At 72.3% G+C, this 13,397-nt stretch carries 15 protein-coding genes; 10 read left to right on the top strand and 5 right to left on the bottom strand.

Annotation, left to right across the window (positions count from 1 at the left end):
* Positions 1-7 precede the first annotated feature (7 nt).
* On the bottom strand, positions 8-1,672 hold the full coding sequence (gene hutU, locus CP983_RS25885) for a urocanate hydratase (RefSeq protein WP_150502120.1): 1,665 nt from the start codon (positions 1,670-1,672) through the stop codon (positions 8-10).
* A gap of 128 nt (positions 1,673-1,800) precedes the next feature.
* On the opposite strand from hutU, the gene CP983_RS25880 reads away from it, so the two are divergent.
* From CP983_RS25880 to CP983_RS25860, 5 genes are all read left to right on the top strand, one after another.
* Positions 1,801-3,213 carry a type III PLP-dependent enzyme domain-containing protein gene (locus tag CP983_RS25880; RefSeq protein ID WP_150502118.1) on the top strand — a complete coding sequence of 471 codons (1,413 nt, stop codon included), beginning with the start codon at positions 1,801-1,803 and terminating at the stop codon, positions 3,211-3,213.
* A gap of 182 nt (positions 3,214-3,395) precedes the next feature.
* A complete protein-coding gene (locus tag CP983_RS25875) occupies positions 3,396-3,788 on the top strand; it encodes a hypothetical protein (protein ID WP_030951831.1) in 393 nt (130 codons plus the stop codon).
* The gene (locus CP983_RS25870; RefSeq protein ID WP_150502116.1) at positions 3,785-4,576 is read left to right on the top strand and encodes a transcriptional regulator; all 792 of its coding nucleotides are present in this window, start codon (positions 3,785-3,787) and stop codon (positions 4,574-4,576) included. Before CP983_RS25875 ends, CP983_RS25870 begins: the two co-directional genes overlap by 4 nt.
* A 79-nt stretch (positions 4,577-4,655) precedes the next feature.
* Positions 4,656-5,153: a roadblock/LC7 domain-containing protein gene (locus tag CP983_RS25865; RefSeq protein ID WP_150502114.1), complete on the top strand. Its 498-nt coding sequence runs from the start codon at positions 4,656-4,658 to the stop codon at positions 5,151-5,153.
* 14 nt (positions 5,154-5,167) lie between these two features.
* Positions 5,168-5,542, top strand: a complete 375-nt coding sequence (locus CP983_RS25860) for a roadblock/LC7 domain-containing protein (protein WP_030965085.1) — start codon at positions 5,168-5,170, stop codon at positions 5,540-5,542.
* Between the two features lies 1 nt (position 5,543).
* On the opposite strand, the gene CP983_RS25855 is transcribed toward CP983_RS25860, so the two are convergent.
* From CP983_RS25855 to CP983_RS25845, 3 genes are all read right to left on the bottom strand, one after another.
* A complete protein-coding gene (locus tag CP983_RS25855) occupies positions 5,544-6,131 on the bottom strand; it encodes a hypothetical protein (RefSeq protein WP_150502112.1) in 588 nt (195 codons plus the stop codon).
* Positions 6,132-6,224: 93 nt separating this feature from the next.
* A complete protein-coding gene (locus CP983_RS25850) occupies positions 6,225-7,085 on the bottom strand; it encodes a MurR/RpiR family transcriptional regulator (RefSeq protein ID WP_030952500.1) in 861 nt (286 codons plus the stop codon).
* Positions 7,082-8,599 (bottom strand): aromatic amino acid ammonia-lyase, encoded by a 1,518-nt coding sequence (locus CP983_RS25845; RefSeq protein WP_107905778.1) that lies wholly within the window; start codon positions 8,597-8,599, stop codon positions 7,082-7,084. Before CP983_RS25845 ends, CP983_RS25850 begins: the two co-directional genes overlap by 4 nt.
* 141 nt (positions 8,600-8,740) lie before the next feature.
* On the opposite strand from CP983_RS25845, the gene CP983_RS25840 reads away from it, so the two are divergent.
* The 5 genes from CP983_RS25840 (at position 8,741) to CP983_RS25820 (ending at position 12,528) form a co-directional block, all read left to right on the top strand.
* Positions 8,741-9,775, top strand: a complete 1,035-nt coding sequence (locus tag CP983_RS25840) for an ABC transporter ATP-binding protein (protein WP_150502110.1) — start codon at positions 8,741-8,743, stop codon at positions 9,773-9,775.
* The gene (locus tag CP983_RS25835; RefSeq protein ID WP_107905780.1) at positions 9,772-10,413 is read left to right on the top strand and encodes an ABC transporter permease; all 642 of its coding nucleotides are present in this window, start codon (positions 9,772-9,774) and stop codon (positions 10,411-10,413) included. Before CP983_RS25840 ends, CP983_RS25835 begins: the two co-directional genes overlap by 4 nt.
* A gap of 1 nt (position 10,414) precedes the next feature.
* Positions 10,415-11,077 carry an ABC transporter permease gene (locus tag CP983_RS25830; protein ID WP_150502108.1) on the top strand — a complete coding sequence of 221 codons (663 nt, stop codon included), beginning with the start codon at positions 10,415-10,417 and terminating at the stop codon, positions 11,075-11,077.
* Between the two features lie 9 nt (positions 11,078-11,086).
* The gene (locus tag CP983_RS25825; protein WP_150502106.1) at positions 11,087-12,019 is read left to right on the top strand and encodes an ABC transporter substrate-binding protein; all 933 of its coding nucleotides are present in this window, start codon (positions 11,087-11,089) and stop codon (positions 12,017-12,019) included.
* A 71-nt stretch (positions 12,020-12,090) separates the two neighbouring features.
* Positions 12,091-12,528, top strand: coding sequence for a hypothetical protein (locus tag CP983_RS25820; RefSeq protein ID WP_107905782.1), 438 nt, complete (start codon positions 12,091-12,093; stop codon positions 12,526-12,528).
* 22 nt (positions 12,529-12,550) lie between these two features.
* Here the strand turns inward: CP983_RS25820 and CP983_RS25815 are convergent, their stop codons facing one another.
* On the bottom strand, positions 12,551-13,312 hold the full coding sequence (locus tag CP983_RS25815; RefSeq protein WP_125528272.1) for an SDR family oxidoreductase: 762 nt from the start codon (positions 13,310-13,312) through the stop codon (positions 12,551-12,553).
* Positions 13,313-13,397 lie beyond the last annotated feature (85 nt).

Below are 13,397 nucleotides of genomic sequence, written 5' to 3'. Positions count from 1 at the left end.
TGGAAGGTCACGCGTCGTCACCCTCGCGCATCGGGACCCGGACACCGCGCTCGTCGGCGACCGACTCCGCGATGTCGTAGCCCGCGTCCACGTGCCGGATGACGCCCATGCCGGGGTCGTTGGTCAGGACCCGGCGGATCTTCTCGCCGGCGAGCTGCGTGCCGTCGGCCACCGTCACCTGGCCGGCGTGGATGGAGCGGCCCATGCCGACGCCGCCGCCGTGGTGGATGGACACCCAGGAGGCGCCGGAGGCCACGTTGACCATGGCGTTCAGCAGCGGCCAGTCGGCGATCGCGTCCGAGCCGTCGAGCATGGCCTCGGTCTCGCGATAGGGGGAGGCCACCGAACCGCAGTCCAGGTGGTCGCGGCCGATCGCCAGCGGCGCGGCCAGCTCACCGCTCGCCACCATGTCGTTGAAGCGCTCGCCGGCCTTGTCGCGCTCGCCGTAGCCGAGCCAGCAGATGCGCGCGGGCAGGCCCTGGAAGTGGACGCGCTCGCCGGCCATCTTGATCCAGCGGTGCAGGGACTCGTTCTCCGGGAAGAGCTCCAGGATCGCCTTGTCGGTCTTGGCGATGTCGGCCGGGTCGCCGGACAGGGCCGCCCAGCGGAAGGGGCCCTTGCCCTCGCAGAACAGGGGGCGGATGTAGGCGGGGACGAAGCCGGGGAAGGCGAACGCCCGGTCGTACCCGGCGAGCTGGGCCTCGCCGCGGATGGAGTTGCCGTAGTCGAAGACCTCGGCGCCGGCGTCCATGAAGCCGACCATGGCCTCGACGTGCCTGGCCATGGACTCGCGGGCCCGCTGGGTGAACCCGGCCGGGTCCTTCGCGGCGGCGGCGGCCATGTCCTCGAAGGCGACACCGACCGGCAGGTAGGCCAGCGGGTCGTGGGCGGAGGTCTGGTCGGTGACGATGTCGATCGGGGCGCCCTCGGCGAGCATCTGCGGGAGCAGCTCGGCGGCGTTGCCCAGCAGGCCGATGGACAGCGGCCGGCGCGCGTCGCGGGCCTCGGTGGCCAGCTGGAGCGCGTGGGCGAGGCTGTCGGCCTTCACGTCCAGGTAGCGGTGCTCGATGCGGCGCTCGATGGCGCGCGGGTCGACGTCGATGCAGATGGCGACGCCGTCGTTCATGGTGACGGCGAGCGGCTGGGCGCCGCCCATGCCGCCGAGGCCGGCGGTGAGGGTGATCGTCCCGGCGAGGGTGCCGCCGAACTTCTTCGCGGCGACGGCGGCGAAGGTCTCGTAGGTGCCCTGGAGGATGCCCTGGGTGCCGATGTAGATCCAGGAGCCGGCGGTCATCTGGCCGTACATGGTCAGGCCGAGGGCCTCCAGGCGGCGGAACTCCTCCCAGTTGGCCCAGTCGCCGACGAGGTTGGAGTTGGCGATGAGGACGCGCGGGGCCCACTCGTGGGTCTGCATGACGCCGACGGGGCGGCCGGACTGGACGAGCATCGTCTCGTCCTGCTTGAGGCCCTTCAGCGTGCGCACCATGGCGTCGAAGGAGCGCCAGTCGCGGGCGGCCTTGCCGGTGCCGCCGTAGACGACGAGCTTGTCGGGGTGCTCGGCGACCTCGGGGTCGAGGTTGTTCTGGAGCATCCGCAGGGCGGCTTCCTGCTGCCATCCCAGGGCACTCAGTTCCGTACCGCGCGGCGCTCGGACGGGGCGGGGTCCTGACATGGTCTGCCTCCCAGCGGACTGTGACTGCGGACTGTTGAGGTGGATATTCACATCCTGACTTCCTGAATAGAACTAGTCAATAGATCGGTGCGCCAGCACTGCCGGCGCTCCGGTGTTTGGCTGGATGCATGGGCTCGTACAACGACACGACGGGGGATGTTGTGGGCAACGGAATCGAGATCCCGGCCGGGGACGCGGAGCGGGCGGCCCGGCGCGACGAGGCGGTGCGGGCGGCCGTGGAGCAGGGGCTGCTCGGGCCCGGCACGCCCATCGTCGGCCTGCTCGACGTCACGGGCATCCGGGAGTCGGCGGCGGCGCTGCGGGCGGCGTTCGACGCGGTGGTGGCGCCGGGCACCCCGGTGCTGCACGCCTTCGCGGTGAAGGCGACCCCGCTGGTGCCGGTGCTGCGGCTGCTGCACGAGGAGGGCATCGGCGCGGAGGTGGCGAGCCCGGGTGAGCTGGCGCTGGCGCGGGCGGCGGGGCTCGGCCCGGAGTCGACGGTGCTGGACTCCCCCGCCAAGACGCCGGCCGAGCTGCGTGAGGCGCTGGCGCTGGGCATCGCGGTCAACGCCGACAACCCGCAGGAGCTGGCGCGCATCGACGCCCTGATGGACTCCGCCGCCAGCCGCTCACCGCTCGGGATCCGGGTGAATCCGCAGGTCGGCGGGGGTTCGATCGAGGCGACCTCGACGGCCACGGCGACCTCGAAGTTCGGGGTGGCGCTGCGCGACGAGGGGGCCCGGGAGTGGGTCGTACAGGCGTATCGGGACCGCCCGTGGCTGACCCGGCTGCACGCGCACACCGGCTCGCAGGGCATCCCGCTGTCGCTGATGGTCCAGGGGGTCACGCAGGCGTACGCGCTGGCCGAGGAGATCAACGCGCGGATCGGGCGGCGGCAGATCGACACGCTCGACATCGGCGGCGGGCTGCCGGTGAACTTCGCCTCGGACGCGACCACGCCGACGTACGAGCAGTACGCGCGGCTGCTGGGCGAGGCGGTGCCGGGGTTGTTCGACGGGCGCTACGGCCTGGTCACGGAGTTCGGGCGGTCGCTGCTCGCCAAGCACGGGACGATCGTGGCGCGGGTCGAGTACGCCAAGAGCGCGGGCGGGCGGCCGGTGGCGGTCACGCACGCGGGCGTGCAGGTCGCCACGCGGACGGTGTACGCGCCTGGGAGCTGGCCGCTGCGGATCGCCGCGTACGACGGCAAGGGACGCCCGAAGGCCGGTCCGGACGTGGTGCAGGACGTGGCCGGGCCGGCCTGCTTCTCCGGCGATCTGCTGGCCGAGGGCAGTGCGCTGCCGTTGCTGGAGCAGGGCGACTTCGCGGCGGCGCTGGACACGGGGGCGTACTACTTCGCCCACCACTACGCGTACAACTCCCTTGCCCGGCCCGGTGTTCACGGCTTCGCGCCGGACGCCGGCGGCGGCATCGCCTTCGCGACGGTGCGCGAGGCGCAGTCGCTGGACGAGATCGTGGCCGAATCGGGAGGGGCGCACGCCGCGTCGCTCACCACCCTGCGCGCGCCGAAGAGCCGTTGACGCGCACCGATGCGGAGCAGTAGGCCATACGTGATCAACTGGAGTGAAAACAGGGCCAGTTGACCCACCTTAGTCCTCCGGCGCATGTTCCACTGGAAAATGCCTGAACGCTCACTCGCCGCACACACGTTGCGTAGTTTTGCCGTCACTCAGCCGAACCCCGCGGCGGGAGGGGAGCGACGGTGCCCGGAATCGACGAGTGCTTGCTGGAGACGATGCGGCTGCCCGGTGCGCGAGGCGCCGCGCTGGTCGACTGGACCAGCGGGCTGGCCCTGGGCACCGTGGGCGATCCACCGGGAGGAGATCACGAGACGGCGGCGGCCGAGGCCGCCGAACTGGCCCGGCTGGCCGCCGAGCAGGGGGCCTTCGGGCCCGAGGACGACACGGACACGGTGGATCCGCCGGTCGAGGACCTGATCCTCAGCAACCGTGACAGCTACCACGTGCTGCGGTTCGTGCCGACGTCGTTCGACAGCAGCGTGTTCCTGTACCTGTGGCTGGCCCGCGCGGACGGCAATCTCGCGCTGGCCCGCATCCGGCTCGGCGAGATGGCCGAACGGCTGGTGCTGGGATGACCGTGGTCGCGAGCACCCCGCCGCCCCGGCTGCCGGTCCGGGACCGGCAGGTGGCCCTCAAGCAGGCCGGGGGCGGCGTCTCGCCGATGCTGACCCGGCTCGCGGAGGAGCGGGCCACCGGCGTGCTGGAGCGCGAGCACGGCACGCTCCACCTGGCCGACGGCCGGGTCGTGCACGCCGAGAGCCCGCTCGCGCCCAGCCTCGGCATGCTCCTGACGACCCACGGCTTCCTGGACGCCGAGACCTGGCAGTCCGTCGAGGCCGGCGCCGAGAAGGAACGGCTCCTGGGCCACGGCGTCACGCCGGGCGCGCTGGAGCTGGCGCAGGTGAGCGCCCTGTACGACGCCGCGTACTTCGCGCTGGGCCCGAGCAGCACACCCGGCCGCTTCCGCTACGGCACCGCGCACTGGCTCGCCTCGGTGCATCCGGTGCCGGTGGCCGAGCTGGAGCACGAGACGCTGCGCCGCCGCGCCCTGCTGCGCCGCATCTGGCCCGACCCGGCGACCGACGCGGCACCCCTGATCCGGGCCGACCCGGTCGCGGCGCCCACGGTGCCGTCCCGGCAGGCGGCCGTCCTGGAGCGGGTGGACGGCGTGCGCAGGGCCGAGGACATCGCGCGGGCGCTGGGCAGGCCGGCGTTCCACACGCTGGTGCACATAAGGCGGCTGGCCGCCGCGGGGCTGGTGTCCCCGCAGCCGCCGCCCGCCCCGGATCCCCCGCCCGACGCCGCCGCCGACCCCTACGTCGCGCTGCTGAAGAGGGTCAGGGATGCGCTGGAGGCCCTTTGACCGCAAACCCTTCGAGGACCGCGAGCCCGGTGGGGTGCCTCGCCCACCGCAGCGGTCCCGAGCCGAGAGGAGAAACCTGATGGCGGCCGAGGCCCCGATACTCGACGAGTTCCGCCGGCTCAGAGCCCGTGTGCCGCAGCTGACCGGAGCGCTCGCGGCCGGCGTTGACGGCCTCGTGATCGCCCATGACACGCCCGGAGTGGAACCGGACGGCCTCGCCGCCCTGACCGCCGCGGCACTCGGCGTCGCGGTCCGGATGACGGACGCGACCGGCCGGGGCGACCTGCGCGAGCTACTCGTCCGCGGCAACGACGGCTATGTCGCGACGTACGCGGCGGGCCGTACCGCCGTGCTGACCCTGCTCGCGACGGACCGCGTCAACGTCGGCCGGCTCCATCTGGAGGGCCGCCGGGCCGGTGCCCGAATCGGGGAGCTCGTCGACGCGGAGGCGCTGCCCGCGCGCAGGAGCCCGGCCAGGAGCTCCGCCAAGGAGCCCGCCAAACCCATGCCCACTCGCACGAAGACCGCGCGTTCCGCACGCACCACCGCCAACGCGCGCACCACTAACGAAAGTTGAGAGGAAGACACGTCATGGCCAACACCGAGACCACCCTGAAGGAATGCCTCGCTTCGATCGAGGGCGCGACCGGAGTCGCGCTCGTCGACTACACCAGCGGGATGGCGCTCGGCACGCTGGGCGGCAGCAAGAGCTTCGACCTCAATGTCGCCGCCGCCGGCAACACCGACGTCGTCCGCGCCAAGATGCGCACGATGGAACACCTCGGCCTCAAGGGCGGTATCGAGGACATCCTGATCACCCTCTCCGACCAGTACCACCTGATCAGGCTGATCGCCGGGCGCGGGGGCAACGGCCTGTTCCTCTATCTGGTGCTCGACGGCAAGCGCGCCAATCTGGCCATGGCCCGGCACCAGTTGAAGAAGATCGAGGAGGACCTGGAGGTCTGAGCTAGACGAGCGCCGCGGTGCGGCGGCGGGCCCCGCCGGGGGCCGCGTCGCCCGCGGCGACACCCGTGGTGCGGTAGCCCTTCACGGCCTTGCCCGCGGCGCGGCCGCCCCGGCCGTCGAGCCAGTCGACCCGCACCCACAGCAGCGCGTTCCCGGCCCGCTCCCGCCGGCCGAGCCACACCGCCTTGAGCCGCAGCCCCGCGCCGCAGCCCGCGAGCAGCATCCCGCCGGCCGCCGGCACCGCGAACGCGCTGCCCAGCGCGGCGAGGAACGCCGCCACCAGCCACCAGCGGTGGCCCCGGCGCCAGTTGCGCACCGCCACCGCCCGGTCCTGGAGGACGTCGTGCTTGCCGGCCCGGGTGGCCGCGTCGATCAGCGCGGCATACCGCTTGCGGCGCGCGGACGCCACCAGGGCCGTGGTGACGATGAACAGGGCGGCGCCGGCCAGGACACCGATCCTGCGGCCCGTGAAGCCCGGCACCAGCACGCCGATGCCGGCCGCGAACACCCCGAGCCACCAGAGCGGACCCGCCCCGGCCCGTACGACGACGGCCACCCGGGCCAGTCCCTGTCCTCCACCGCGTGCCACGTTCCGCCTCCCGTCCCAGCACTGCCTGTCCAGCCGCTGTGCGCGCACGCTAGCCAGCCAACGTGAGACGAGCCTTAAGAAGCGCTCAGGAGCTCACTCCACGAACAGTCCCCGGTTCGCCGCCCGCGCGTCGAACTCCTCCAGCCGCGCCTGGGCGTCCGGCAGGTCGTCGCACATGGCCTCCAGCAGGACCCGGCCCAGCAGCATCGGCGCGCAGGCCGTGTCGAAGGCGAGGCCCGTGCCGACGGCGGCGGGCAGCAGCAGGTCGGACACCTTGGCGACCGGCGCGAACGCGGAGTCCGCGACCGTCACCACGGTCAGCCCCGCCTCCTTGGCGTAGGCGAGGGTGTCCACGACCTCGCGCGGATGCCGGGGCAGCGCGAAGCAGAGCAGGGCCGTCGCCCCGGCCCGTACGGCGGCGTCGATCCGGTCGTGGATCATCGTGCCGCCCTCGTGCAGCAGCCGAACGTCCGGATGGACCTTGGCGGCGAAGTACGCGAAGCCGTACGCCTGGGAGGCGGCCGCCCGCAGGCCGAGCACCGGCAGGGGGCGCGAAGCCGAGAGCAGGCGTCCTGCCTTCTGCACCGGGCGCGGGTCGGCGAGCACCTCCGCCAGATGCCGCAGGTTCTCGATCTCGGCCTCGACTGCCTGCTGGTACTCGTTGTACGAGCCGGCGTCCGGGGCCTGCTCCACGGGCGCGACCTCGCGCAGGTGCCTGCGCAGCGCCGGGTAGCCGTCGAAGCCGAGGGCGACGGCGAAGCGGGTCACGGACGGCTGGCTGACCCCGGCGAGTTCCGCCAGCTCCACGCTGGACAGGAACGGCACGTCGGCGGCCCGCCGCACCATGCTGTGCGCGATGCGCCGCTGGGTCGGCGTGAGCCGGTGCCCCTCGAAGAGCGCCTGAAGTCGCGCGGCGGGGCTGTCCGTCCCGTTCGTGTTCCTGTCCGCGCTCATGCCGCGCTCCCCCTGAAGATCTCCGTGAACCGGTCAAGCAGTGCGGCCGCCGCCGTCACGTCGCCCGTGAGCGGACGGTCGGCCAGGTCGTCGTCGAGCACCGAGTCGGCCAGCTCCATCGCCCGGCCGACCGGAAGCTCAGCCTCGGGCCTGAGGCCGCGCTGGCGCAACGCCCGTACCGCGGCGACGAGTTCGCAGCCGACGACGAGACGGTACGCACCGCACGCGCGCAGTGTCTGCCGTGCGGCGAGCGAGGCGAAGCTGGCCTGCTCCTCCACGCCCCGGGAGAGTACAGCGTGGCCGAGCGAGGCGGGGGCGGAGAAGGCCCGCAGGTCGCCGAGGGCGGCAGCGGCGGCGTACTCCAGGATCATCACGCCGGACGAGGCGGGTTCCTGGTCGGCGAGGAAGGGCTTGAGGCGGGTGTAGGCGGGCTCGTTCAGGGTGGAGAGCCGGGACGTCGACAGCCGGGCCACCTGGGTCAGCGCCAGCCGGAAGTGGTCCAGGGCGAGGGCGAGTTGGGCCTGGTAGAAGCCGCCGTGGTGGTAGGCGGCCATGTCCTCCGGGGAGATGAGGGGGTTCTCGGCGGCAGCGTTGATCTCCACCTCCAGCACCTGTTCCAGGGCATCGGCGGCGTCGTGCGCGGGGCCGTGTATCTGGGGCAGGCAGCGGAAGCCGTACGGGTCCTGGATGCGGCCCAGCGGCGGGGTGGGCCGGTCCTCGGCGCCGATCAGCTCCCGCATCCGGCGGGCGACCTCGGTGCTGCCACGGTGCGGCCGGGCGGTGTGCACGGGGGCGGCGTACGCCTCGTGGGAGCCGTCGACGGCGAGCAGTGACAGGGCGGCGACGACCTGGGTGGCGGCGATGAGGCCGCGCAGTTCGTGCAGGGCGAGGGCGGCCTGGCCGAGGGTCAGGGCGTTGCTGCTGATGAACGCGAGGGCGTCGTTGTTGTCCAGCGGCTGCGGCTGCGGCGCTCCGGAGCCGCGCCAGGGATGCTCGCCGGCCAGTGCGAGGCCGGTCTGCGCGAGCGCCGCGAGGTCGCCGGTGCCGACGGAGCCGAACTCGTTCACGACCGGGTGGGCGCCGCTCTGAAGTGCCTCGCACATGGCGGTGATGACGGTGGGGCGCAGGCCCGCGCCGCCGGCCAGGAGCTGGTTGGCGCGTACGGCGAGCATGGCCCGCACCTGCCGGGCGGGCAGTTCCTCGCCGATGGCGCCGGCGTGGCTGCGCAGCAGTCGCAGGCCGTGCTCGGCGGCGGCCTCGGTGGGCACGTCCTCGTTCCGGTTCGCGCCCACGCCGGTGGAGCGCCCGTACACGCGGCCGGTCGCGGCGATGAGACGGGCCGCGTCCCAGGACTCCTCGGCCCGCTTCATCGCGTCGCTCGCGGGGACCGGCCGGGCGGCCCCGGCGGCGAGGCGTGCGACGTCCTCGACGCCGAGCCCGATCCCGTCGAGGACTACGAGGCCGGTGTGCCCAGGAGACACGACCTCCGGCGTGTCCACGATCCGAGACGACATCAAGCCCAATCTCCCCTCAATCCGGACATCCCGTCTTGCTCTTCGGTCATCCGTTACTCCGGATTTACACCAACCCGTTGACAACCTATTCAGCTACCAAGAACTCTGCATGACGTTATACAGCCGGGCAAGGGACATCTCATGATCCAGTTCGACGCGGTCCACAAGCGCTTCCCCAACGGCACGACAGCAGTCCACGATCTCTCCCTGGAGATGCCGGAGGGCGGCGTGACCGTCCTGGTCGGATCCTCCGGTTGCGGCAAGACGACCACGCTGCGGATGATCAACCGGATGGTGGAGCCGACCTCGGGCACCATCCAGGTCGGCGGCAAGGACGTCACCCGGCAGGACGCCGCCGAGCTGCGCCGCTCCATCGGGTACGTCATCCAGCAGGCGGGCCTGTTCCCGCACCGCACGGTGCTCGACAACATCGCCACCGTGCCGCTGCTCCTCGGCTGGAGCCGCGGCAGGGCCCGCGCCCGGGCGGCGGAGCTGCTGGAGACCGTCGGCCTCGCGGCCGACGCCGGCAAGCGTTACCCGCACCAGCTCTCCGGCGGCCAGCAGCAGCGCGTCGGCGTCGCCCGCGCACTCGCTGCCGACCCGCCCGTGCTGCTGATGGACGAGCCGTTCGGCGCGGTCGACCCCGTGGTGCGCACCCAGCTCCAGGACGAACTGCTCCGGCTCCAGAAGGAGTTGAGCAAGACCATCGTCTTCGTCACGCACGACGTCGACGAGGCCGTCCGGCTCGGCGACCAGATCGCGATCTTCCGCACCGGCGGCCACCTGGTCCAGTGCGCCTCCCCCGCCGAGCTGCTCGCCCGCCCCGCCGACGACTTCGTGGCCGACTTCCTCGGCGCCGAGCGCGGCCTGAAGCTGCTGTCGCTGCGCACCCTCGCCGACGTCCCGCAGGGCCCGGCACCGGAGGGCGGCACCTGGAGCCTGGTGCTCGACGCGGCGGACAAGCCCCTGCACTGGGCCTCGAAGGACACCGAGATCCCCGTACGGCCGCTCAGGGACGGCGACTCGCTGCTGGCGGCCCTCAACGAGTCCATCGCCTCCCCCAACGGCCTGATAGCCCGCATCGACGCGGACGGCCGGCTCACCGGCGTCTCCTCCCGCGACGACATCCACCGGCACGCGGGCCAGGCGCACACGGAAGCCAGGGTGTCGGCATGACCGTCGACTGGTCGTGGATAGGCGACCACACCGACGACCTCACCACCCTGACGATCTCCCACCTCCAGGCCGCGCTCGGCGCCGTCTTCCTCGGCGTCCTGATCTCGCTGCCCCTCGCGGTGATCGCCCACCGGATCCGCCCCCTGCGCGGCTTCCTGCTGGGCCTGTCGAACGTCCTGTTCACGATCCCCTCGATCGCGATCTTCGTGCTGCTGCTCCCGGTGTCGGGCCTGACCCGCACCACCACCGTGATCGGCCTGACGGTCTACACCCTGGTCGTCCTGCTGCGGAACACCGTCGAGGGCCTGGACTCGGTCCCGGTCAAGGTGAAGGAGGCCTCGAAGGCGATGGGCACGCGCCCCCTGCGCACGCTCCTGACCGTCGAGTTCCCGCTCGCGCTGCCCGTGATCATGGCCGGCGTCCGGATCGCGACCGTCATGTCCATCTCCCTGGTCTCGGTCGCCACCTACATCGGCGACGGCGGCCTCGGCCAGCTCTTCACCGACGGCTTCCAGCGCAACTTCCCCACCCCGGTGATCGTCGGAGTGGTCCTCACCCTGCTCCTCGCGGTGGTCGCCGACGCGCTGCTGGTGGGCCTTCAGTACGTCCTGACCCCGTGGCGGAGGCGGCGAGCCTGACATGTACGAACTCTTCAAGAACCTCGGCGCGTGGCTGGTCGCCGGCGAGCAGTGGTCCGGCTCCGACGGCATCGCGCACCGCCTGGCCGAACACCTCCAGTACTCCCTGCTCGCCACGCTCATCGCGGCGGCGATCGGCCTCCCCATCGGCCTCCTGATCGGCCACACCGGCAAGGGCGCCTTCCTCGCGATCAACCTCGCGTCCTTCGGCCGCGCCCTGCCGACCGTCGGCCTGGTCGTGCTGGTCTTCCTGGCCGGCGGACTGTCCATGCTCCCGGTCTACGTGGCGCTGGTCGCCCTCGCGGTCCCGGCGATCGTCACCAACACCTACGCGGGGATGACGGCCGTCGACCCGGACGTGAAGGACGCGGCGCGCGGCCAGGGCATGCGCGGCCACCAGGTCCTGATCCAGGTGGAACTGCCGCTCGCCCTGCCGCTGATCATGACGGGCCTGCGCCTGGCGCTGATCCAGGTCGTGGCCACGGCCACCATCGCCGCGTACGTCTCCTTCGGGGGCCTCGGCCGCTACGTCTTCGACGGCCTCGCCCAGCGCGACCTCGTGCAGGTGCTCGGCGGCGCGGTGCTGGTCGCCGTGGTCGCCGTCGCCCTCGACCTCGCCCTCTCGGGCCTCCAGCGCTTCCTCTTCCGCCACCGCACTGCCTAGGGACTCTCGATGAACCGACGCACGCTCCTCGGCGGCCTCTTCGCAGCCGCCTCCGTCCCCGCCCTCGCCGCCTGCTCCGGCGGCATCACCTCCCTCGACGGCCAGGGCTCCGCCGGCTCCGGCGGCGGCTCCAGCAAGGGCGGCATCACCATCGGCACCGCCAACTTCACCGAGAACCAGGTGCTCGGGTACCTGTACGCCGCCGTCCTGGAGGCGGCCGGCGTCAAGGTCAGCGTCCGCCCCAACCTCGGCACCCGAGAGATCCTCATCCCGGCCCTCAAGGGCGGCGACATCGACCTGCTCCCCGAGTACCAGGGCGCCCTGCTGCACTACGTCGCCCCCAAGGCGACGGCGACCGAGGAGGGCGAGATGCAGAACGCCCTCACCGTCGCCCTCCCCAGCGGCCTCCAGGTGCTGCCGTACGGCATGGCCGAGGACTCGGACGCCTTCGTCGTCACCCGTGAGACGGCCGAGAAGTACGGCCTGACCTCCCTCGCCGACCTGAAGAAGCAGAACGGCAGGCTGGTCATCGGCGCGGCGCCCGAGGTGAAGAAGCGGGAGGTCGGCGCGGTCGGCCTGAAGGACGTCTACGGCGTGGAGTTCAAGGAGTTCAAGTCGCTGGACTCCTCCGGGCCGCTGGTCAAGGGCGCTCTGAAGAAGGGCGACGTGGACGTGGCGAACCTCTTCACCACGGACACCGACATCCAGGCCAACGACTGGGTGGTGCTGAGCGACCCCAAGAACCTCATCCCCGGCCAGCACATCGTCCCCCTCATCGCCGACCGCAAGGCCGACTCCACGGTCCGCAAGGCCCTCGCCGAACTCGGCAACACCCTGACCACCGAGCAGCTCACCGAGCTGAACCGGCTGGTCGACAAGGACAAGAAGGACCCGGAGGACGTGGCGAACGCCTACGCCGAGGAACACGGCCTGGTGAAGTGACGGCGCACCCCCCGACCAACAGGGGGGCTAACCCCAGTGCGGTCGTGTCCCCCGCTGCCTACCTTGGGGGTATGACCGGAATGGACGCGCGGGACACCGAGCTCAAGAAGGAACTGAACGCCACCTTGCAGGCACGCAGGGAACTGGGCGACGACTACGAGTCCGCGCTGGTCGACTCGTTCATGGAGAAGGTCGACCAGCGCATCGACGGGGCCGTCGAGCGCCGGCTGCGGCGCCAGCTGGCCGAGCAGCAGATGGTCGCGGCGCGGGGCGCGCGGTCGCCGAAGTCCACGGACACCTTCGGCGAGCGCTTCGGCTTCGGCATCGTCTCGCTGGTCCTGGCGATCCCGCTGTCCGCGATCGGCGCCGGCACCGCCCATCTGCCCGGCCTGCTGGTCAGCTGGGTCGGCATCGTCGGCGTCAACGTCGTCCAGGCGGCCCGCACCAACCCCGGTCTGTTCCGGGGCTGGCGCCACAGGGCCAAGGACGAGGACCGCTGGGAGGACTGAGCCCGGCGGCGGACCGGCGGGCTCACGCCTGGCGGGTGGGCATCGCCATGATCTGCCGCAGGTTCACATGCCGCGGCCGGCTCACCGCGTACGCCACCACATCGGCGAGTTCCTCGGCGGCCAGCGTGCCCACGGCTTCGAGCATGCCGTCGACCTGCCCCGACACCTCGGCGTTGTCGGTGTGCAGCCGCAGCTCGCTCTCCACGAACCCCGGCTCCACATTGGTCACCCGCACGTCACGCGGCCCGAACTCGGTGCGCAGGCACTGGGAGAGATGCGTGACGGCGGCCTTCGTCGCCCCGTACACCGCGTAGTTGGGGAACGCGAGATGCGCGCCGACGGACGAGATGTCGACCAGGTCGGCCGTGCGGCCCTCGCCGGCCGCCGCCACCAGATCGCCGGTGAACGCCCGGATGACGCGCAGCACCCCGGTCACATTGGTGTCGATCATCCGCTGCCACTCGTCGAGCCGCCCCGCCTCCACGGGGTTGCCCAGCATGACGCCGGCGTTGTTGACGACGAGGTCGACAGGCCCGTACGCCTCGTGGATCCGTGCCACGGCGGCGGCCACGGACGCGTCGTCGGTGACGTCCGCGACGACGGCCAGCGCGCTGCCGCCGCCCGCGGTGATCTTCGCGGCGACCTCGCCCAGCCGCTGCTCGCGCCGGGCCAGCAGCGCCACCCGTGCGCCCCGCTCCGCGAGCAGCACGGCGACGGCCTCGCCGATCCCGCTCGCCGCTCCGGTCACGACGGCGGTACGGCCGGTCAGGTTCTCGTACGACATGGGAGTCCTCCGTGACTTCCGTGGTGCGTCTGTCGCCACCACCCTCGGCCGCCCCGCCCGCCCTACCCAGGGATGCGTTGTTCCT

The sequence above is a fragment of the Streptomyces chartreusis genome (genome assembly GCF_008704715.1).
Taxonomy (GTDB): domain Bacteria; phylum Actinomycetota; class Actinomycetes; order Streptomycetales; family Streptomycetaceae; genus Streptomyces; species Streptomyces chartreusis.
The sequence above is the reverse complement of the archived record's forward strand: the minus strand, read 5'-3'. Positions and strand labels throughout refer to the sequence as shown.

Excerpts from the sequence above, each read along its gene's own strand:
- hutU (WP_150502120.1), bottom strand. The coding sequence starts at position 1,672 with ATGTCAGGACCCCGCCCCGTCCGAGCGCCGCGCGGTACGGAACTGAGT.
- CP983_RS25880 (WP_150502118.1), top strand. The coding sequence starts at position 1,801 with ATGGGCTCGTACAACGACACGACGGGGGATGTTGTGGGCAACGGAATC.
- CP983_RS25870 (WP_150502116.1), top strand. The coding sequence starts at position 3,785 with ATGACCGTGGTCGCGAGCACCCCGCCGCCCCGGCTGCCGGTCCGGGAC.
- CP983_RS25865 (WP_150502114.1), top strand. The coding sequence starts at position 4,656 with ATGGCGGCCGAGGCCCCGATACTCGACGAGTTCCGCCGGCTCAGAGCC.
- CP983_RS25860 (WP_030965085.1), top strand. The coding sequence starts at position 5,168 with ATGGCCAACACCGAGACCACCCTGAAGGAATGCCTCGCTTCGATCGAG.
- CP983_RS25850 (WP_030952500.1), bottom strand. The coding sequence starts at position 7,085 with ATGAGCGCGGACAGGAACACGAACGGGACGGACAGCCCCGCCGCGCGA.
- CP983_RS25845 (WP_107905778.1), bottom strand. The coding sequence starts at position 8,599 with ATGTCGTCTCGGATCGTGGACACGCCGGAGGTCGTGTCTCCTGGGCAC.
- CP983_RS25840 (WP_150502110.1), top strand. The coding sequence starts at position 8,741 with ATGATCCAGTTCGACGCGGTCCACAAGCGCTTCCCCAACGGCACGACA.
- CP983_RS25835 (WP_107905780.1), top strand. The coding sequence starts at position 9,772 with ATGACCGTCGACTGGTCGTGGATAGGCGACCACACCGACGACCTCACC.
- CP983_RS25830 (WP_150502108.1), top strand. The coding sequence starts at position 10,415 with ATGTACGAACTCTTCAAGAACCTCGGCGCGTGGCTGGTCGCCGGCGAG.
- CP983_RS25825 (WP_150502106.1), top strand. The coding sequence starts at position 11,087 with ATGAACCGACGCACGCTCCTCGGCGGCCTCTTCGCAGCCGCCTCCGTC.
- CP983_RS25820 (WP_107905782.1), top strand. The coding sequence starts at position 12,091 with ATGACCGGAATGGACGCGCGGGACACCGAGCTCAAGAAGGAACTGAAC.
- CP983_RS25815 (WP_125528272.1), bottom strand. The coding sequence starts at position 13,312 with ATGTCGTACGAGAACCTGACCGGCCGTACCGCCGTCGTGACCGGAGCG.